The following is a 19,154-nucleotide window of genomic DNA, read 5'->3' on the forward strand; positions in this document are numbered from 1 at the left end:
GTCAGGCCTCGGTGGTTACAGCGGCTGGCGCCGGGCGTGCGTGGCGGCGGAACAGCGGTACGCGCTGGTCGACCGATGCCTGGTAAGTCTCGCTGAACACAGTCAGGCCTTTCAGCGCGTCTTCGATGCTGCGGTCCGGACGGGTGTCGTAGGCGTCGAAGCCCACGCGCTGCATCGAGAACAGCTGGTCGCGCAGGACGTCGCCGATAGCGCGCAGTTCGCCGGTCCAGCCCAGGCGCGAGCGCAGGTTCCAGGCGTGGGAGTAGCCGCGGCCATCCGTGAATTTCGGGAAGTCGATTGCGACCAGGGCCAGGCGCGGCAGGTCGTCGTGCAGGGCGACCGGATCTTCGTCAGGCGCCAGCCATACGGCGATCTCGCCGGCGGCGGCGCGGGCAGACAGCGCATCGCGCTGCGCCAGCCAGGTTGCCAGCGGCAGGATTACGCGGCCTGCCGGCACAGCCAGCGCAGCCACGGTGGCGGCTTCGGCGCCTTCCTCGGCGCGCAGCAGGTTCCAGTCGTCGGCCACGATCGCGCGGCCCTTGATGATTTGCTTAGGCATATTCGTCTTCTCCTACCAGGCGGCCAGCGATTTCAATCGGCGTGGCGTATACATATTCCTTGAACGGGGCAATGCCCAGGCGCTGCGCGGTGTCCACGAAGCGCTCTTCCGGGGTACGCTCGCGTACATACACTTGCAGCAGGCGGTCGATCACTTCCGGCATCTGCTGCGCGGAGAACGACGGGCCAATAATCTTGCCGATGGCGGAGTTGTTGCCTTGCGCGCCGCCGATCGACACCTGATACCATTCGCTGCCGTCCTTGTCGACACCCAGCACGCCGATATTGCCGACGTGGTGATGGCCGCAGGCATTGATGCAGCCCGAGATATTCAGCTCGAAGTCGCCAATATCGTGCAGGAAGTCGATGCGGTCGAAGCGCTCGGCAATCGCTTGCGCGATCGGGATCGACTTGGCGTTCGCCAGCGAGCAGAAATCGCCGCCAGGGCAGCAGATGATGTCAGTCAGCAGGCCGATGTTCGGGGTAGCCAGGCCGTGCGCCTTGATCTCTTGCCACAGGTCGAACAACCGGGATTGCTCGACATCGGCCAGAACGATGTTCTGCTCGTGGGTCACGCGCAGCTCACTGAAGCTGTAGCGGTCGGCCAGGTCGGCCATGTAGTCCATCTGTTCCGCGGTCGCATCGCCCGGCGGCACGCCGGTCTTCTTCAGCGACAGCACCACGGCTGCATACCCCGGCACCTTGTGCGCTTTCACATTGCGCTTCAGCCAGTTGCCAAAAGCCTTGTTGTCGGCGTGGCCCGCGGCCGGGTCGATGGCTGGCAGCGACTTGTAGGCGTGCGGCTGGAAGTAGGCAATGATGCGCTCCATTTCTTCCAGCGTCAGGGTCTGCTCGGTGCCTTTCAGGTCTTCCCATTCGACTTCCACCTGGCGGGTGAATTCTTCCACGCCCAGGGCTTTCAGCAGGATCTTGATGCGGGCCTTGTACTTGTTGTCGCGGCGGCCGTGCAGGTTATACACGCGCATGATCGCTTCGATATAGGTCAGCAGGTGCTCTCGCGGCAGGAATTCGCGGATCACGCTGCCCAGGATCGGGGTACGGCCCATGCCGCCGCCGACCATCACCTTGAAGCCGATCTCACCGGCTTCGTTATGCACAACTGTCAGGCCGATATCGTGCACGGCGATGGCGGCACGGTCTTCCACGGCGCCATTGATCGCCACCTTGAACTTGCGGGGCAGGGCGATGAATTCCGGGTGGAAGGTGGACCATTGGCGCAGTACTTCGGCGTATGGACGCGGGTCGATGATTTCGTCGGCCGCTACGCCGGCGAATTCGTCCGAAGTCACGTTGCGAATGCAGTTACCCGAAGTCTGGATGGCGTGCATCTCCACCGAAGCCAGGTCGCTCAGGATTTCCGGCGTTTCTTCCAGCTTGATCCAATTGAACTGGATGTTCTGGCGGGTGGTGAAGTGGCCGTAGCCACGGTCATATTTGCGGGCGATGTGCGCGAACATGCGCATCTGCTTGGATGACAGCAGGCCGTAAGGGACGGCAATACGCAGCATATAAGCGTGGCGCTGCATGTACAGGCCGTTCTGCAAGCGCAACGGCAGGAATTCGGCCTCGGTCAACTCATCGTTCAGGCGTCGTTGAACCTGGTCGCGATACTGCTCGATGCGTTCGCGGATGATGAGGTGGTCGTATTGATCGTATTGATACATAGCTTTCCCAGTAAGGCATGCCCAAAGTGGAATCAATGGTAATAAACTGGGGGCTTATTCCAAACAACATAGTCTTTATTTGCTTATATGCTGTTAAGGCATAAGCATCAGCGTAAAATATGCGCTGGGGAGTCCAACGAGAGCGAGAATGAACCTTCACCAACTGCGATTCGTGCGGGAAGCCGTGCGCCAGAACTACAACCTGACCGACGCCGCCAAGGCCTTGTTTACCTCCCAGCCGGGCGTTTCCAAGGCGATCATCGAACTGGAAGAGGAGTTGGGTGTTGATATTTTCACAAGGCATGGCAAGCGGATTCGCGGCCTGACCGAGCCTGGCCGCCTGGTTTTGTCTTCGGTCGAACTGATCATGCAGGAGATCGACAGCCTGAAACGGATCGGCAAGGAATACGCGGCCCAGGACTCGGGCAGCTTCACCATCGCCACCACGCACACCCAGGCCCGCTATACCCTGCCGAAAGTAGTACAGGCCTTCATGCAGAAGTACCCGAAGGTGCGCTTGTCTTTATTGCAAGGCAATCCGAAGCAAATCGCGGAGATGGTGCAGCGCGACCAGGCCGACCTGGCCATCGCCACCGAATCCATTGCCGCCATCGATGGCCTGATTACGCTGCCTTGCTACCAATGGGAGCACGTGGTGGTGGTGCCTCCGGACCATCCGCTATTGAGGATCAAGTCCGTCACGTTGGAAGAAGTGGCCGAGCACCACATCATCACGTATGATGCCGCCTTCGCCGGCCGGTCGCGCATCGACCAGGCCTTCGAAAAGCGGGGCCTGAAGCCGGACGTGCTGCTGGAGGCGATCGATGCGGACGTGATCAAGACCTATGTGGAACTGGGCATGGGGGTCGGGATCATCGCCGGCATGGCCTTCGACCCTGAGCGCGACCGCAACCTGCGGGCCATTCCCGCCGGCCACCTGTTCGGCATGAATGTGTCGCGCGTGGCTGTCAAGCAGGGCGCCTACCTGCGATCCTATATATATACCTTCATCGAGCTGCTGGCGCCGACGTTGAACCGCAAGCTGATCGAACAGGCGATGAAGGGCGAACATGAGAACTACGAACTGTGATTAACGAAGAAGAATTGTACGAAGTGCGCGAGCACATCGAAGAACTGCTGGATGGCCACGAGGTCCTGCAGCTGGGAAGCGCCGACCTGTCCATGCTGGACGTTCAGCCGGGCCAGTACACGGCTGTCTACGCCGAATTCCTGTGGGCCCAGGTGCCGCGCGAGAACCAGGACAAATTCCTGAAACAATTGCGCGAGAAGGTCGGCAAGGATGTCTTGCTTGTCTTGATGGGTGAAGACTATGTCGACGGCGAGAGCTTCCCGGTCGCGCGCACCGACCAGCACGGAAATACCTACGAGTTTCAGAAAGATGACGACGGAAATCGCTTCGAAGTGATGAAGAACTACCCGTCCGACAGCTGGCTGCGCAAGCGTTTGGGCATCGCTGCGCGTGAAATCAAAGTGTTGCGGTCCGAATATTACTGGGTTGTTACATCACGCCTGAAGTAATTTTTTCCTGTCACATTGTTGAAGTAATTGAGGGGCAATATAGCTGCGTTTGAAACATTTCCCTCAACTTCAACAACGTAGGACAACAAGTGAAAAAACTTACTCTGGCAGCACTGATCATCAGCGGTTTCGCAGCACAAGCTCAAGCCCAGTCCAATGTGACCATCTACGGTATCGCTGACGCAGGCTTCGTCGCAGAGCGTGGCGGCGTAAACGGCAGCGTCAACAAGGTGACCAGTGGTGTGGGTTCGGCTTCCCGCCTGGGCTTCAAAGGTGTTGAAGACCTGGGTGGCGGCACTTCCGCTATCTTCACGATTGAATCCGGCGTCAAGATCGACACCGGCGACCAGGACACCGCAGGCGTGTTCGCACAGCGCCAGGCCTTCGTTGGCCTGAAGAGTGCTGAAGCCGGCCAGATCACCCTGGGCCGCCAGTACACCATGCTGTACAACGCCCTGTCGCAGGTTGCCGACCCATTCGGCGCCGGCTATGCTGGCAGCGCCAAGAACCTGTTCCCAACCGGCGGCGTCAACACCCGCCTGTCGAACTCCATCGTTTATAACTCCCCAGTGTTCTCCGGCTTCAGCGTCGATGCACTGTACGGCATGGGCGAACAAGCCGGCGACAACACCGCTGGCCGCCAGTTCGGCTTTGGCGTGAACTACACCAGCAAGGAACTGAATGTTCGCCTGGTGCACAACAACAAGAACAACGACACGGCTGCAGTGGGTGCCACTCCAGCCGTGCGTAAGGACAAAGCCAAGAACACCCTGTTGGCAGCCAACTACGATTTCGGTGTTGCCAAGGTCTACTTCGGCTACGAAAAGGACAAAGGCGCCGGCTCGGCACCACTGCCAGTGGCTAACGCCTACGGCCTGAAAGTTGCACCCAAGTCCTCCGCGGACAGCGCTGAATGGCTGCTGGGCGTAGGCGTGCCAATGGGCGGCGGCACCCTGGTTGCTTCTTACATCCATAAAGACGACAAGCAAAACGACCAGGACGCCAACCAGTTTGGCATCGGCTACCTGTACGCCCTGTCCAAGCGCACCACTGCCTACACCGCGATCGCCAAGATCAAGAACAAGAACGGCGCCGGTTACACCGTTGGCAACAACACTGAAGCGGGCACTGGCGACAAGGCATTCAACCTGGGCCTGCGTCACGCCTTCTAAGCAGTTTTTGTAGCAAGCAGTACCTCTCTCTCTCGAGGTGATTCATGATCTTTGGCGGGTCTTCGGACCCGCCCTTTTTTTATGCGCCTGCGGGGAGGGGAATGCGGATCGCGATGCGCGTGCCGCCGCCGCCGTCGACGTTCATGGTGCCGCGCAGTGCGGCGACACGTTCGCGCATGCCAAGCAGGCCAAGCGCGTCTGCCTTGGCCATGTCGCCGACAGCAATGCCGCGCCCATCATCCGAAATATTGATGAGCAGTTCCCGGCTGTCGCGCCGGACACGCACTTCGGCAGTGGCGGCTTCCGCATGGCGGGCGATATTGGTTAAAGACTCCTGCACCAGCCGATAGATGGCGGTGCTATAGCGCTCGTCAAGCACCAGGGTCTCTGGCCGCGCATCGAGCAGGCAGCTAATGCCGTGCCGTTTTTCGAACTCGCGCCGCAGCGATTCCAGTGCAAAGTACAAACCGCCTTCATCGAGCGCGCGGGGGCGCAAGTTGCCTGCAATGCGGCGCAGCGAACCAATGGCCGTCACGAGCAGGTTGTCCATGCTGGCCAGGCGCGCCTCGGCATCGGGCGAGCCCGGAGGCAGCTGCTTCAGGAGAGTGAGTTCGACGCGCAGGGTTGCCAGCAATTGCCCCAGGTCGTCGTGTAGTTCGCGCGAGATGTGGACGCGTTCATCCTCACGGATTTCCGCCAGCGCGGAATCTGTGGAGCGACGTCCCTGGACGCGGGTGCGGGGATTCTTCAAAGTTGGCCTCCTGGTGGCTGCAACCACCAGGACACCGTATTACAGCAAGCCGGTGGACGGCTTGATCTGGATCACATCTGCTTGAACAGATGGAGGAAGGAGCGGCTGACTTCCAGCTTATCGGGGCGGCCTTTGATCATAACCAGGTGGCGGCCGCGAATGTCGCGCGTTACGCCTTCGATGGCGTTCACATTGACGAGGGTCGCGCGGTGGATTTGCCAGAACAGGGAAGGGTCCAGCTCTTCGGCCAGGTCGCGCACCGGCTTGCGGATCAGCGCCTCGAATTTATCGGTCTGCACGCAGGTGTATTTTTCGTCCGAACGGAAGAACAGGATTTCCTCGACCGGGATCATGCGCAGGTCTGAACCGATGCTGGCCTGGATCCATTGCAGGTACTTCGGTTTTGGCGCTGCGATTTTCTCGGCAAGCTGGTTCAGGATCGCGGCCATGTCGGCGCCTTGAGCGGCGCTGGCTGCCGGCGAAGACAGGCGACCTTTCAGGCGCTCGACGGTGATCTTCAGCCGCTCCGGCTCCGGTGGTTTCAACACGTAGTCGACTGCGCCGCGTTCGAAGGCTTCCACGGCGTAGGCATCGTAAGCGGTGACGAAAACCACATTGCTCTTGTTGCCGATTTCGGCAGCTGCTTCCATGCCGGTCTTGCCCGGCATGCGGATATCGAGGAAGGTGAAATCAGGTTTCAGTTCGTCGACCAGTTCTACTGCTTCGTCGCCGTTCTTGGCTTCGCCGAGGATCTCCAGTTCCGGCCAGACTTGTTCCAGCCGCATGCGCAGTTGGTCGCGCATCAATCGCTCATCGTCGGCAATAATTGCTGTGGGCATAGTGCTCAATATGTGGAAATAAGAAGTATCAATTATTCAATGGATCGCAGCGTAAGGCAATCGCTTATTCCGAACGCGCCAACTGGTATGGCACCTCGATAATCGCGATCACGCCGCTCGGCTGGTTGGGCTCGATTTTCAGCGAAGCCTGGTCGCCGTGCAGCAGCTTAAGGCGTTCGCGGATATTGGTCAGGCCCAGGCCGGTGCCGGTGCTCGGCTTGGCGCCAAAGCCCAGGCCATCGTCGCTCACCGTCACGCGCAGCTTGCTGTGCGCCACTTCGGCGCGGACTCTCAGGTAGCCGCCCTCCGGCTTGCCTTCCAGGCCGTGCTTGATCGCGTTTTCGACCATCGACTGCAGCATCATTGGCGGGAAGGCGGCGGTGCGCAGTCCTTCCGGCACATCGAAGTCGATGGTGAGGCGCTCTTCCATGCGCATCTTCAGCAGGGCCAGGTAGGCCGCCACCATATCGGACTCGCTGCCGAGCGTGCTGGTCAGCTTGTTTTCACGCATTTGCGGCAGTACCGCGCGCAGGTATTTGATCAGGCTGCGCTGCATGGCTGAAGCGCGCGGCGGATCGGTCTCGATCAGATGCTCCACCGAAGCCAGGGTATTGAACAGGAAATGCGGTTCGACCTGGGCCTGCATCATTTGCATTTTGGCTTCGCTCAGTTGGCGCTGCATGGATTCGCGCTCGGCCGCGGCGTTTGCCACTTGCGCCTCGGCTTCTGCCTTCTTCTTGCCGCCAACCAGCGCTTTCATCGCGAACAGTGCCAGCAAGAGCAGGGTGATGAAGCTGGTGAACCAGGTCGACGCCTGCTTGTGGTAGCGCGAGACTTTTTCTTCGGCTGCACTATCGACAGCCTGCTCCAGTGCGTTTGACAGTTCTTCGCCGATCTGCGGCGGCAGTTCGATATGGACTTCTTCGCCAGGCATTGGCGCCACTGGAGCCGCCGGCGCCGCAGGAGGTTTAGCCCGACTGGCCTTCGGCGCCGGCGGGGCAGGGGGCGTTGGGATCGCGGCATCTGCCGGCTCGGCTGGCATCGCCGGCGCTGCTGCTTCGGCTGCCGCCGCTTCAACAGCATCCGCTGATTCATGTTCATTGGCCGCATCATCGCTGCTGGCTTCAGTGCTGGCTGGCTTCTTGATCTTCCCAGCGCGCGGATTGAAATGGATGCCACTGTCGTCAATCGTGATGTTTGGGTCCGCGTTACCTGATTTTGTACGCTTATGGGAGCGAATCACCATCTCTTCGTCGCGGGAGGGCGAGAACAGCTCATCCTGCAAGATCGATGCTGCGATCATCGACAGCGCCGCAAACAGGAAGAACTTCCACCAAGACAAGTGCGTAACCCAGCCGGTCGTCGCATCAAAGCCGCGGTGGAGCCAGGCCAGGATGGTTTTTGCTGTGTCTTGGGCTTTCGGAGTTGGAAACATGCGCGACTTTCTATTGAATATGGGGCAAGTGTAGATAACCTTGCGTAAAGCCGCCACCGATGTGCGACAGAATGCAGAAATACGGGAATAGAAGAAGGCCCTTGCGGACAGCCGGATCGTTTGCTATAGTTCTGTCCCTCGCAACGCAGCGCTGACAACTCAGCGAAGCGAAACGAGGAAAAGATGGGGTTGACGAGTTATACGAAACATTGCATAATCTCGCTTCTCTGCTGCAACGAACACAACGCTTCGTTAAATAAAAGCAGCGATCTTTAAAAATCAACAGTCGATAAGTGTGGGCGTTTGACGATATGCCCGGACCTTCGGGTCCGATGCTCAAAATATACGTTGTAACGCTCGCACAAAATTAAACGTAATCTCGAAAGAGATTTCGTCAGTATTTTGAGTGAGTGACCTGCCGCAGAAATGCGGCAAAAACAGAGATTGAACTGAAGAGTTTGATCCTGGCTCAGATTGAACGCTGGCGGCATGCTTTACACATGCAAGTCGAACGGCAGCGCGGGCTTCGGCCTGGCGGCGAGTGGCGAACGGGTGAGTAATATATCGGAACGTACCCAAGAGTGGGGGATAACGTAGCGAAAGTTACGCTAATACCGCATACGATCTAAGGATGAAAGCAGGGGATCGCAAGACCTTGTGCTCCTGGAGCGGCCGATATCTGATTAGCTAGTTGGTGAGGTAAAGGCTCACCAAGGCAACGATCAGTAGCTGGTCTGAGAGGACGACCAGCCACACTGGAACTGAGACACGGTCCAGACTCCTACGGGAGGCAGCAGTGGGGAATTTTGGACAATGGGGGCAACCCTGATCCAGCAATGCCGCGTGAGTGAAGAAGGCCTTCGGGTTGTAAAGCTCTTTTGTCAGGGAAGAAAAGGTCGTGGCTAATACCCACGACTGCTGACGGTACCTGAAGAATAAGCACCGGCTAACTACGTGCCAGCAGCCGCGGTAATACGTAGGGTGCAAGCGTTAATCGGAATTACTGGGCGTAAAGCGTGCGCAGGCGGTTTCGTAAGTCTGTCGTGAAATCCCCGGGCTTAACCTGGGAATGGCGATGGAGACTGCGAGGCTAGAGTTTGGCAGAGGGGGGTAGAATTCCACGTGTAGCAGTGAAATGCGTAGAGATGTGGAGGAACACCGATGGCGAAGGCAGCCCCCTGGGTCAAAACTGACGCTCATGCACGAAAGCGTGGGGAGCAAACAGGATTAGATACCCTGGTAGTCCACGCCCTAAACGATGTCTACTAGTTGTTGGGTCTTAATTGACTTAGTAACGCAGCTAACGCGTGAAGTAGACCGCCTGGGGAGTACGGTCGCAAGATTAAAACTCAAAGGAATTGACGGGGACCCGCACAAGCGGTGGATGATGTGGATTAATTCGATGCAACGCGAAAAACCTTACCTACCCTTGACATGGCAGGAATCCTGGAGAGATCCGGGAGTGCTCGAAAGAGAACCTGCACACAGGTGCTGCATGGCTGTCGTCAGCTCGTGTCGTGAGATGTTGGGTTAAGTCCCGCAACGAGCGCAACCCTTGTCATTAGTTGCTACGCAAGAGCACTCTAATGAGACTGCCGGTGACAAACCGGAGGAAGGTGGGGATGACGTCAAGTCCTCATGGCCCTTATGGGTAGGGCTTCACACGTCATACAATGGTACATACAGAGGGCCGCCAACCCGCGAGGGGGAGCTAATCCCAGAAAGTGTATCGTAGTCCGGATTGTAGTCTGCAACTCGACTACATGAAGTTGGAATCGCTAGTAATCGCGGATCAGCATGTCGCGGTGAATACGTTCCCGGGTCTTGTACACACCGCCCGTCACACCATGGGAGCGGGTTTTACCAGAAGTAGGTAGCTTAACCGTAAGGAGGGCGCTTACCACGGTAGGATTCGTGACTGGGGTGAAGTCGTAACAAGGTAGCCGTATCGGAAGGTGCGGCTGGATCACCTCCTTTCTAGAGTCGGCATCAGACTCAAACGTTCACACTTATCGACTGTTGTAATACGAAGAACAGCAATGTTGGGGCTGTAGCTCAGCTGGTTAGAGCACCGTGTTGATAACGCGGGGGTCGTTGGTTCGAGCCCAACCAGCCCTACCAAACCAATGGGGGATTAGCTCAGCTGGGAGAGCACCTGCTTTGCAAGCAGGGGGTCGTCGGTTCGATCCCGTCATCCTCCACCAAGTTTTCAAACGTAAGCGTAGCCGCTTAGGTTTGAACGCTTAAATGTTCAACGTTCTTTAACAATCTGGAAGAAGTAAAAGTTTTATTAAGCGATATCGAAAGATATTACTTAGGGTAGTAGTAAAACTCATCAAACACAGTAGTAAGTGCTTGAACCTGTAGCCGTCAAGGTTATAGGGACAAGTGAATAAGTGCACATGGCGGATGCCTTGGCGATTACAGGCGATGAAGGACGTAGAAGTCTGCGATAAGCTTCGGGGAGCTGACAAACAAGCTTTGATCCGAAGATTTCCGAATGGGGAAACCCGGCCTTATAGGTCATCACTCACTGAATACATAGGTGTGTGAAGCGAACGCGGCGAACTGAAACATCTAAGTAGCTGCAGGAAAAGAAATCAACCGAGATTCCCAAAGTAGTGGCGAGCGAAATGGGAAGAGCCTGTACGTGATAGTCGTTCTGATAGTGGAATCCTCTGGAAATAGGAGCCATAGCGGGTGATAGCCCCGTACACGAAATCAGAGCGGTGGTACTAAGCGTACGACAAGTAGGGCGGGACACGAGAAATCCTGTCTGAACATGGGGGGACCATCCTCCAAGGCTAAATACTCGTAATCGACCGATAGTGAACCAGTACCGTGAGGGAAAGGCGAAAAGAACCCCGGGAGGGGAGTGAAATAGATCCTGAAACCGTGTGCATACAAACAGTCGGAGCCTCGTAAGGGGTGACGGCGTACCTTTTGTATAATGGGTCAGCGACTTACATTCAGTGGCGAGGTTAACCAGATAGGGGAGCCGTAGAGAAATCGAGTCCGAACAGGGCGCCAGTCGCTGGGTGTAGACCCGAAACCAAGTGATCTATCCATGGCCAGGTTGAAGGTGCGGTAACACGCACTGGAGGACCGAACCCACTAATGTTGAAAAATTAGGGGATGAGCTGTGGATAGGGGTGAAAGGCTAAACAAACTTGGAAATAGCTGGTTCTCTCCGAAAACTATTTAGGTAGTGCCTCAAGTATCACCGACGGGGGTAGAGCACTGTTATGGCTAGGGGGTCATCGCGACTTACCAAACCATTGCAAACTCCGAATACCGTTGAGTGCGAGCTTGGGAGACAGACATCGGGTGCTAACGTCCGGTGTCAAGAGGGAAACAACCCAGACCGCCAGCTAAGGTCCCAAAGATTGGCTAAGTGGAAAACGAAGTGGGAAGGCTAAAACAGTCAGGATGTTGGCTTAGAAGCAGCCATCATTTAAAGAAAGCGTAATAGCTCACTGATCGAGTCGTCCTGCGCGGAAGATGTAACGGGGCTAAGCCAGTCACCGAAGCTGCGGATATCCGCAAGGATATGGTAGGAGAGCGTTCTGTAAGCCTGCGAAGGTGTCTTGTAAAGGATGCTGGAGGTATCAGAAGTGCGAATGCTGACATGAGTAGCGATAATGCGGGTGAAAAGCCCGCACGCCGTAAGCCCAAGGTTTCCTGTTCAACGTTCATCGGAGCAGGGTGAGTCGGCCCCTAAGGCGAGGCAGAGATGCGTAGCTGATGGGAAGCAGGTTAATATTCCTGCACCGTCGTATGATGCGATGGGGGGACGGATCGCGGAAGGTTGTCTGCCTGTTGGAATAGGCAGTTCCTGGTTCATAGAAGGCGCTTAGGCAAATCCGGGCGCGTAATTCAAGGGACTGGGACGAGCGAGCTTGCTCGCGAAGCAATCGGAAGTGGTTCCAAGAAAAGCCTCTAAGCTTCAGTCATACGAGACCGTACCGCAAACCGACACAGGTGGGCGAGATGAGTATTCTAAGGCGCTTGAGAGAACTCGGGAGAAGGAACTCGGCAAATTGGTACCGTAACTTCGGGATAAGGTACGCCTCGGTAGCTTGACCACTTTACTGTGGAAGGGCGAAAAGGTTGCAATAAACTGGTGGCTGCGACTGTTTAATAAAAACACAGCACTCTGCAAACACGAAAGTGGACGTATAGGGTGTGACGCCTGCCCGGTGCTGGAAGATTAAATGATGGGGTGCAAGCTCTTGATTGAAGTCCCAGTAAACGGCGGCCGTAACTATAACGGTCCTAAGGTAGCGAAATTCCTTGTCGGGTAAGTTCCGACCTGCACGAATGGCGTAACGATGGCCACACTGTCTCCTCCCGAGACTCAGCGAAGTTGAAGTGTTTGTGATGATGCAATCTACCCGCGGCTAGACGGAAAGACCCCATGAACCTTTACTGTAGCTTTGCATTGGACTTTGAACCAATCTGTGTAGGATAGGTGGGAGGCTTTGAAGTAGGGACGCCAGTTCCTATGGAGCCATCCTTGAAATACCACCCTGGTTTGTTTGAGGTTCTAACCTTGGTCCGTGATCCGGATCGGGGACAGTGCATGGTAGGCAGTTTGACTGGGGCGGTCTCCTCCCAAACGGTAACGGAGGAGTTCGAAGGTACGCTAGGTACGGTCGGACATCGTGCTAATAGTGCAATGGCATAAGCGTGCTTAACTGCGAGACCGACAAGTCGAGCAGGTACGAAAGTAGGACATAGTGATCCGGTGGTTCTGTATGGAAGGGCCATCGCTCAACGGATAAAAGGTACTCTGGGGATAACAGGCTGATTCCTCCCAAGAGTTCATATCGACGGGGGAGTTTGGCACCTCGATGTCGGCTCATCACATCCTGGGGCTGTAGCCGGTCCCAAGGGTATGGCTGTTCGCCATTTAAAGTGGTACGTGAGCTGGGTTTAAAACGTCGTGAGACAGTTTGGTCCCTATCTGCCGTGGGCGTTGGAAATTTGAAGGGGGCTGCTCCTAGTACGAGAGGACCGGAGTGGACGAACCTCTGGTGTACCGGTTGTCACGCCAGTGGCATTGCCGGGTAGCTAAGTTCGGAAGAGATAACCGCTGAAAGCATCTAAGCGGGAAACTTGCCTTAAGATGAGATTTCCCGGAGCCTTGAGCTCCTTGAAGGGTCGTTCGAGACCAGGACGTTGATAGGTCAGGTGTGGAAGTGCAGTAATGCATTAAGCTAACTGATACTAATTGCCCGTACGGCTTGTCCCTATAACCTTGACGGTTATGTAGCATTTACACAGTGTTTGAGAACCCTACCCCCACTTTACTTCTTCCACGATTGTTGACAAGTCATGCCTGATGACCATAGCAAGTCGGTCCCACCCCTTCCCATCCCGAACAGGACCGTGAAACGACTCTGCGCCGATGATAGTGCTGCAACCAGTGTGAAAGTAGGTTATCGTCAGGCTCTTATACCGAAGGCCCGCTAAGCATAAGCTAGCGGGCCTTTTTGCTTTCCGAGCAGGAAAATCAGCTACATCGCCTTGAACAAGTGTACGAACGCACGGCTGACCGGCAGTTCCTTCGCTTGCCCTTTCATGCGTACGAACAGGCGGCTGGCCTCGTCGCGCCGAGTGCCTTCCACGAAAGCCAGGTTAATCAGGGTGGAGCGGTGGACTTGCCAGAACTGGTCCGGATCGAGCTGTGATGCGAGGTCGGTGATGGTGGTGCGGATCAGGTGCTCGCCGGCGGCGGTGGTGACCACCGTGTACTTGTCGTCGGCATGGAAGAACATGATGTCGTCGACCGCCACCTGCGATGTCAGTTCGCCGCGCGCCGCGCGGATGTAGCGCAGGCGCGGTTGCTGGGGCGGCGCCATCAGGCGTGCCAGAGCATCGGCCAGGCGCGCGTCGGGTTGCACGGAGGCGCGCGCCGCCTTGATCCGCTCTAGCGTACGTGCCAGCCTTTCGTTCTTGAGCGGCTTGAGAACATAGTCCAGTGCCGCGTGATCAAACGCCTCGACCGCGTATTCATCATAAGCGGTCACGAACACCACGCGCGTTGGTCCTTCGATTCCCTGAGCCACCTCGAGTCCGGTCATGCCCGGCATCTGTATATCCAGAAATGCCAGGTCGGGCGCGAGCGCAGCGATACGTTCGGCGGCTTCAATGCCATTGCGCGCGACATGCACGATCTCGAGCTCGGGCCATAGCAATGCCAACTGGCTGCACAAGTACTGCGCCAGGTGCGGCTCGTCATCGGCGATCAAGGCGCGCCATGGCAATTGCGTATCCAGTTTAGAAGTCATGGCGGCATTGTAGCCATTCGTCGGCTCGATTGTCGATTCGTCGCTTGGTGCGTGGCGTCGCGTGCGGGTTCTGGAATCCTTCTTTCATCTCAACCAACGAAGAAGGAATGCAATGCCAAAAAATATCGTCCTGATGTCCGCCTTGCTTTGGGCGGTGCCCGCTTTCGCGACCGACAAGGTCATGCCGATCGAACCGCCGATGGTCACCATCAAGGCCGGCGAGTTCATGATGGGAAGCGATCGCAAGGCCAACTCGCAGCCGGTGCATGCGGTGGCCATCAAGTCGTTCAGGTTGGGGAAGTATGAAGTCACTGCCGCTGAATTCCAGCGTTTTGTCGAGGCCACCAATTACCGCATCCCGCGCATGTGCACACAAATGGCGTCGAGGAGCTGGTTTCTCAGCATTCCGGGAGAATATCCTGTGGCCACCACGCTGCAGTCGATGAGCAAGTTCGAACCGGCAACCTGCATTGGCTGGAACGGCGCCGACGCCTATGTCAAATGGCTGGCCAAGGAAACCGGCAAGAAGTATCGCTTGCCGACCGAGGCTGAATGGGAATACGCGCATCGCGCCGGCAGCACCCAGCGCTACTTCTTTGGCAACGACGAAGCCCAGGCGTGCCGCTATGGCAATCTGGGCGACCGCTCGGCCGAGGCGGCGATCCGGCGCGACTTCGGGCTGGAGTCAATGAACCACGTCGGCGTCATTCCGTGCGACGACAAAGCCGAGTACGCCAGTATCGTCGGCATGTACGAACCGAATGCTTTCGGGCTGTACGATACGCTTGGAAATGTCGCCGAATTCCTGCAAGACTGCGAACACGATGACTATAACGGTGCGCCGAAGGATGGCAGTGCCTGGGTGAGCGGAGCCTGCAAGGCGCGCGGACTGCGCGGCGGCACCTGGCACTGGCGCGGTTTCCACGCCTCGATGCGCGGCTTCACGGCGCCTGATTTCATCGGTGGCTTAGAGGGCTTCCGCATCGCCGAAGACTTGGGAGGGGTGCAGGCTCCCAGCGATAAGCCAAGCGCATTCGAAGTGGAGCTGGCGCAGGCACAGCGCATCGAGCGCGAACGGCGCAGCGCTCTTGCGGAAATCACGCCGCCCAGGAACTGAGCCGTTACACTGTCGCCCCATGACGATCATACAAACCCTGAAATATACGCTGCGCACCTTCCTGGTCCTGAAGAAGGAGCGCGTCGATCCGTGGTGGGCGCGGTTGCTGGTGGGGAGCGTCCTGGGGCTCAGCGTTGCAATGGCATTGATGGGGCTGTCGGTCTTCTTGATGGGCAGCGATGCCCAGGGCTGGATGGCCTCGTCGTTACGCACCAATCTGCTGCTCGGACTGTGCGCGGCATGCACAATGATGTTCATGCTGCGCGGCTTCGAACTGTTGCTGCCAGGCGCGAAGCTCGACGCGCTGTCGGCCCGGCCGGACTGGCGCGCGGCAGCAGTCGTGAGTGTGCTATTGATCGCAGGCATGGCCGTGGGCGTGCGCCTGGGCTATATGCTATTGGGGTATCCGTACAATCTCAACCTTTGGAAGAAGTTGTCTGCTGTCCCCATGGTCCAGCTCAAGTTCTTGATCTTTGCGCTTTTCATTGTGGCAGCGAACTGGATCTGGTGGCTGCTGCGGGCGAAGGAGAATGCGTTGGCACAGCAGGCGGCCGAATCGCAATTGCGCATGTTGCAGGCGCAGATCGAGCCGCACTTCCTGTTCAATACCCTGGCCAATGTACAAAGCCTGATTGCCATCGATGCGCCGCGCGCGCAGTTGATGCTTGAATCGTTTACCGACTATCTGCGCGCCAGCCTCGGCCAGATGCGGGCGAGCGACAGCACGCTGGACGTCGAGCTGGAGACTGCACACAATTATCTGCAATTGATGCAGATCCGGATGGGAGACCGGTTGCGCTTTTCGATCGACGTGAGCGAACAAGCGCGCAAGGCGGTGCTGCCGCCGCTGCTGCTGCAGCCGTTGGTTGAGAACGCCGTGCACCACGGGCTCGAGCCGAAGCTGGAGGGTGGCACGGTGCGCCTGTTTGCCGACGTCAAGGACGGGCAACTGAATATTCGAATCGACGACGATGGGCTTGGATTACATCATGCGCGGCGTCCGGTGCGACTGGGCAGCGGCGTCGCCCTGGCGAATATCCGGGCACGGTTGCACACCCGCTACGGCGCACAAGCCTCGCTGGAGTTGGCCGCGCTGGAAGAGGGAACACGGTCATCGCTTACCTTGCCTTACTCCGGCAGCCAGGCGTTTAAACAAGCTAGCGCTGAAACCGCTGTGAAAGCGGGCTATCGTCAGGCACTTATTGGAAAATCCCGCTAGCCATGTGCCAGCGGGACTTTGTTGTGGAAAAGCATCAAAGTTTTCATTTATATTATGTTGCTTAATGGAAAATTCATATAATTTTCATTTTCCACCTAGCAGAAACATAATATGGCGTTGAAGTTCCGGTACGTAGCACTCCTGGCTTGTCTGCACTTCCCCGTGCATTTTGCACATGCGCAGGCATTTTCCCGCACCCCTAATGAAGAGTACGCAAAAGGCAATTACGCGCGCGCTTTCCGAGGGTTCTTTGAGCAAGCCACACGCAGCAATGACCCGAACGTACAGTTCAACCTGGGCATGATGTACGAGCGCGGACAGGGTACCGACCAGAACGATGTCGAGGCCGTGAAATGGTACTCGCGTGCTGTGGACCAGGGCAGCGTACCTGCGATGCGCCAACTGGCTGGCCTGATGGCCGCTGGCCGCGGCATCAAGCAGGACGGCGCCGGTGCACTGGCCTTGCTGCGCAAGGCGATCGAACAGAATGATGTTGCAGCGATCGAGCAGGTGGCAGGCATGTATTTCGAAGGCCGGGGAGTTCCCGCCGACCAGGCGCAGGCAAAGCAGTGGTACCAGAAGGCCGCCGCCGCCGGCAGCAAGAGTGCACAGGAGGCGCTGGACCTGATCGCAGCAATGGAGCGCCAGGCGGCCGGTCCTCTTGCGCCAATCCGCAAGCGCGCCGTGACTGGAGATGCCAACGCCCAGTACGACCTTGCAGTGGCCTATCACACCGGTAACACGGTGCCGAAGGACCCTGCCCAGGCGCTGGAGTGGTACCTGAAAGCTGCCGCGCAGGGACATGCGATGGCGCAGTTCTACGCGGGGCTGCTGTATTCCAACGGCGACGGCGTTGCGCAGGACCTGGCGCAGGCCCGCGCATGGTTCAGCAAAGCTGCTGCACAGGACAACAAGGATGCCGCCACCAACCTCGCCGTCATGCTCGACCTGGGCAAGGGCGGCCCGGTCGACCTGGCGCAGGCCGCGGTGGTCTACCAGCAGGCGGCAAAGCTGGGTAGCGCGCAAGCGCAAGTCAGGCTGGCTGGCATGTACTGGATGGGGCAAGGCGTGAAAAAGGACTACATCCAGGCCGCAACCTATTATCGCCAGGCAGCGGAGCAGGGGGAAATTACTGCTATCCGCAAGCTGGTCTACCTGCTCGAGAATGGCGTCGGCACAGCCCGTAACGTCGACGAGTCGAAGAAGTGGGCCGCCAAGCTGGAACAACTGGGCGGCAGCAACTGACATGAAAAGCCCGCCAGGCGTTTGCTGGCGGGCTTTTTAGTTTAAGGGCTGACGTTCATGCGTTGCGTGTGCGTCCAATTGTGGTCATAGGCGCTGACTGCCGATGCAAAGGTGCGGTAGGTCTGTCCTTCGCCTGGCCACGGGTTCATGATGTAGATGTAGTTGGTTCCGTTGTAGGTTTCGTAACCGCGTCCCACCATGATATGCCCCCCGCCATTGGTCCAGCCGTAGCGGATCACGAAGGGGCGGTTGCCATTGATCTCATTCACCACCGAATTCCACGACAGGTAGTTGTTGATCGCCGTGTTTGGCACGCCCCAGTTGTACAGGATGTTCTGCACGCTGCCGGACGTGCCGTACATATTGTTCGGCCGGTTGGCGTAGCTGTTCCAGTTGAAGGTGCTGTTGCCGCAGGCGTAGTTGATGCCGTAAGCCCAGTTCACGATCTGGCATTGGCTGGGTGTGCGGCTGTAGTAGTTCAGGACCGCTTTGCTGGAGCCTGCCCAGCACCACTGGCTGTGTTCCTGCGTCACCAGCGGGACGTTCAAGGTACGCCATTGCGCGAAGGCTGAGGGCAGGGCAAGCACCAGCGCTGCACCGGCCACGATTTTTGCGATTTTCATAGTCGGTCCTCCTTAGCGAAATGCTTCAATGTTGGCTTTGACGGCGGCGCGCAATGGCTCCAGCAATTCCGTGCCGTCGACCAGCTGGTTGCCGTTCTTCTGAAGCAGCAGCGATTCGCGAGCCGAGTGCAGCGGCGCGAACTTGGCGTGGTCCACTTCCAGCAGGTCGGCGCGGGCCTGGTAGATGCGGATGAAGCGCAGGTTGGAACGCGCGCTGTTGCCGTGAACCGCCATCGCAGCATCCACGTCTTTTGCGAGGATGGAGGCGCCATAGGCGACGGTTTCATAACGGCCGTTCACACGCTGGACAGTCGCCAGTCCGATGGGCTTCCCGTGCAGGGAAATGACGAAGCGCCATTCGCCGGTAGGCTTGGCTAGGGATGCCAGGTCGCCGCGCGCCAGCAGGTCTTTCGGGTCGACGGTGTAGACCTCGAAACCGTGGCCGACCGTGGCTTGCTTCAAGTCGCCCACGTCCGTGATATCGAGCGGGAAGTCGACCGGTGCGCTGCCGGGGCGAATCGCCTGCTGGTGCTCGGCGAATTGTACGAGTCCGCGTTTGGCGGCCTGCAATGCCGCGCCGTTGTCTGCTTTTGCCAGGAACGGGGCGGCCAACATCGCTGCGCAGGCAATGCGCAGCCAGAGTCGATGCGTATGCATGTGACTACTCCTCTGAAGGTT

The 19,154-nt window shown here is 57.7% G+C and carries 14 protein-coding genes, 2 tRNA genes and 3 rRNA genes; 11 read left to right on the plus strand and 8 right to left on the minus strand.

Annotated elements, in window-relative coordinates:
* Nucleotide 1 precedes the first annotated feature (1 nt).
* Nucleotides 2-559: a DUF934 domain-containing protein gene (locus ACN9M3_RS10865; RefSeq protein ID WP_426322411.1), complete on the minus strand. Its 558-nt coding sequence runs from the start codon at nt 557-559 to the stop codon at nt 2-4.
* A complete protein-coding gene (locus ACN9M3_RS10870; protein WP_426322413.1) occupies nt 552-2,243 on the minus strand; it encodes a nitrite/sulfite reductase in 1,692 nt (563 codons plus the stop codon). Before ACN9M3_RS10870 ends, ACN9M3_RS10865 begins: the two co-directional genes overlap by 8 nt.
* A gap of 148 nt (nt 2,244-2,391) precedes the next feature.
* Between ACN9M3_RS10870 and ACN9M3_RS10875 the strand changes: the two genes are divergently transcribed.
* The 3 genes from ACN9M3_RS10875 to ACN9M3_RS10885 all read left to right on the plus strand — a co-directional run bounded on the left by ACN9M3_RS10875 (nt 2,392) and on the right by ACN9M3_RS10885 (nt 4,954).
* Nucleotides 2,392-3,333, plus strand: a complete 942-nt coding sequence (locus ACN9M3_RS10875; protein WP_426170664.1) for a CysB family HTH-type transcriptional regulator — start codon at nt 2,392-2,394, stop codon at nt 3,331-3,333.
* Complete coding sequence (locus ACN9M3_RS10880) at nt 3,330-3,782, plus strand: hypothetical protein (RefSeq protein ID WP_426322415.1); 453 nt, start codon at nt 3,330-3,332, stop codon at nt 3,780-3,782. Before ACN9M3_RS10875 ends, ACN9M3_RS10880 begins: the two co-directional genes overlap by 4 nt.
* 89 nt (nt 3,783-3,871) lie before the next feature.
* Entirely contained in the window at nt 3,872-4,954 is a 1,083-nt protein-coding gene (locus ACN9M3_RS10885; RefSeq protein WP_426170666.1) for a porin, read from the plus strand.
* 79 nt (nt 4,955-5,033) lie between these two features.
* On the opposite strand, the gene ACN9M3_RS10890 is transcribed toward ACN9M3_RS10885, so the two are convergent.
* The 3 genes from ACN9M3_RS10890 to ACN9M3_RS10900 all read right to left on the minus strand — a co-directional run bounded on the left by ACN9M3_RS10890 (nt 5,034) and on the right by ACN9M3_RS10900 (nt 7,979).
* Complete coding sequence (locus ACN9M3_RS10890; RefSeq protein WP_426170668.1) at nt 5,034-5,705, minus strand: sensor histidine kinase; 672 nt, start codon at nt 5,703-5,705, stop codon at nt 5,034-5,036.
* 71 nt (nt 5,706-5,776) lie between these two features.
* Entirely contained in the window at nt 5,777-6,544 is a 768-nt protein-coding gene (locus tag ACN9M3_RS10895; RefSeq protein ID WP_426170669.1) for a LytR/AlgR family response regulator transcription factor, read from the minus strand.
* Nucleotides 6,545-6,608: 64 nt separating this feature from the next.
* A complete protein-coding gene (locus ACN9M3_RS10900) occupies nt 6,609-7,979 on the minus strand; it encodes a sensor histidine kinase (RefSeq protein WP_426170671.1) in 1,371 nt (456 codons plus the stop codon).
* A gap of 446 nt (nt 7,980-8,425) precedes the next feature.
* Between ACN9M3_RS10900 and ACN9M3_RS10905 the strand changes: the two genes are divergently transcribed.
* From ACN9M3_RS10905 to rrf, 5 genes are all read left to right on the plus strand, one after another.
* Nucleotides 8,426-9,956, plus strand: a 16S ribosomal RNA gene (locus tag ACN9M3_RS10905).
* 67 nt (nt 9,957-10,023) lie between these two features.
* Nucleotides 10,024-10,100: transfer RNA gene (locus ACN9M3_RS10910), tRNA-Ile, on the plus strand.
* 7 nt (nt 10,101-10,107) lie between these two features.
* A tRNA-Ala gene (locus ACN9M3_RS10915) sits at nt 10,108-10,183 on the plus strand.
* A 178-nt stretch (nt 10,184-10,361) separates the two neighbouring features.
* Nucleotides 10,362-13,233, plus strand: a 23S ribosomal RNA gene (locus ACN9M3_RS10920).
* A gap of 86 nt (nt 13,234-13,319) precedes the next feature.
* A 5S ribosomal RNA gene (gene rrf, locus ACN9M3_RS10925) occupies nt 13,320-13,432 on the plus strand.
* The 16S, 23S and 5S rRNA genes sit together here with 2 tRNA genes alongside, the layout of an rRNA operon.
* A 66-nt stretch (nt 13,433-13,498) precedes the next feature.
* Here rrf and ACN9M3_RS10930 read toward each other — a convergent pair.
* Nucleotides 13,499-14,272, minus strand: a complete 774-nt coding sequence (locus ACN9M3_RS10930; protein WP_426322419.1) for a LytR/AlgR family response regulator transcription factor — start codon at nt 14,270-14,272, stop codon at nt 13,499-13,501.
* A gap of 112 nt (nt 14,273-14,384) precedes the next feature.
* On the opposite strand from ACN9M3_RS10930, the gene ACN9M3_RS10935 reads away from it, so the two are divergent.
* The 3 genes from ACN9M3_RS10935 to ACN9M3_RS10945 all read left to right on the plus strand — a co-directional run bounded on the left by ACN9M3_RS10935 (nt 14,385) and on the right by ACN9M3_RS10945 (nt 17,853).
* Nucleotides 14,385-15,389, plus strand: coding sequence for a formylglycine-generating enzyme family protein (locus ACN9M3_RS10935; RefSeq protein ID WP_426322421.1), 1,005 nt, complete (start codon nt 14,385-14,387; stop codon nt 15,387-15,389).
* Between the two features lie 19 nt (nt 15,390-15,408).
* Nucleotides 15,409-16,608 carry a sensor histidine kinase gene (locus ACN9M3_RS10940; RefSeq protein ID WP_426170676.1) on the plus strand — a complete coding sequence of 400 codons (1,200 nt, stop codon included), beginning with the start codon at nt 15,409-15,411 and terminating at the stop codon, nt 16,606-16,608.
* Nucleotides 16,609-16,719: 111 nt separating this feature from the next.
* Entirely contained in the window at nt 16,720-17,853 is a 1,134-nt protein-coding gene (locus ACN9M3_RS10945) for a tetratricopeptide repeat protein (RefSeq protein ID WP_426322423.1), read from the plus strand.
* 41 nt (nt 17,854-17,894) lie between these two features.
* Here the strand turns inward: ACN9M3_RS10945 and ACN9M3_RS10950 are convergent, their stop codons facing one another.
* A complete protein-coding gene (locus ACN9M3_RS10950; protein WP_426170679.1) occupies nt 17,895-18,476 on the minus strand; it encodes a C39 family peptidase in 582 nt (193 codons plus the stop codon).
* Between the two features lie 12 nt (nt 18,477-18,488).
* On the minus strand, nt 18,489-19,133 hold the full coding sequence (locus tag ACN9M3_RS10955) for a hypothetical protein (RefSeq protein WP_426170680.1): 645 nt from the start codon (nt 19,131-19,133) through the stop codon (nt 18,489-18,491).
* Between the last annotated feature and the right edge of the window lie 21 nt (nt 19,134-19,154).

It is taken from the genome of Pseudoduganella sp. R-43 (genome assembly GCF_049913255.1).
In the GTDB taxonomy this organism is placed as follows: domain Bacteria; phylum Pseudomonadota; class Gammaproteobacteria; order Burkholderiales; family Burkholderiaceae_D; genus Rugamonas.

Coding starts and splice junctions, on each gene's coding strand:
- ACN9M3_RS10865 (WP_426322411.1), bottom strand. CDS start 559: ATGCCTAAGCAAATCATCAAGGGCCGCGCGATCGTGGCCGACGACTGG.
- ACN9M3_RS10870 (WP_426322413.1), bottom strand. CDS start 2,243: ATGTATCAATACGATCAATACGACCACCTCATCATCCGCGAACGCATC.
- ACN9M3_RS10875 (WP_426170664.1), top strand. CDS start 2,392: ATGAACCTTCACCAACTGCGATTCGTGCGGGAAGCCGTGCGCCAGAAC.
- ACN9M3_RS10895 (WP_426170669.1), bottom strand. CDS start 6,544: ATGCCCACAGCAATTATTGCCGACGATGAGCGATTGATGCGCGACCAA.
- ACN9M3_RS10900 (WP_426170671.1), bottom strand. CDS start 7,979: ATGTTTCCAACTCCGAAAGCCCAAGACACAGCAAAAACCATCCTGGCC.
- ACN9M3_RS10930 (WP_426322419.1), bottom strand. CDS start 14,272: ATGACTTCTAAACTGGATACGCAATTGCCATGGCGCGCCTTGATCGCC.
- ACN9M3_RS10935 (WP_426322421.1), top strand. CDS start 14,385: ATGCCAAAAAATATCGTCCTGATGTCCGCCTTGCTTTGGGCGGTGCCC.
- ACN9M3_RS10940 (WP_426170676.1), top strand. CDS start 15,409: ATGACGATCATACAAACCCTGAAATATACGCTGCGCACCTTCCTGGTC.
- ACN9M3_RS10945 (WP_426322423.1), top strand. CDS start 16,720: ATGGCGTTGAAGTTCCGGTACGTAGCACTCCTGGCTTGTCTGCACTTC.
- ACN9M3_RS10950 (WP_426170679.1), bottom strand. CDS start 18,476: ATGAAAATCGCAAAAATCGTGGCCGGTGCAGCGCTGGTGCTTGCCCTG.
- ACN9M3_RS10955 (WP_426170680.1), bottom strand. CDS start 19,133: ATGCATACGCATCGACTCTGGCTGCGCATTGCCTGCGCAGCGATGTTG.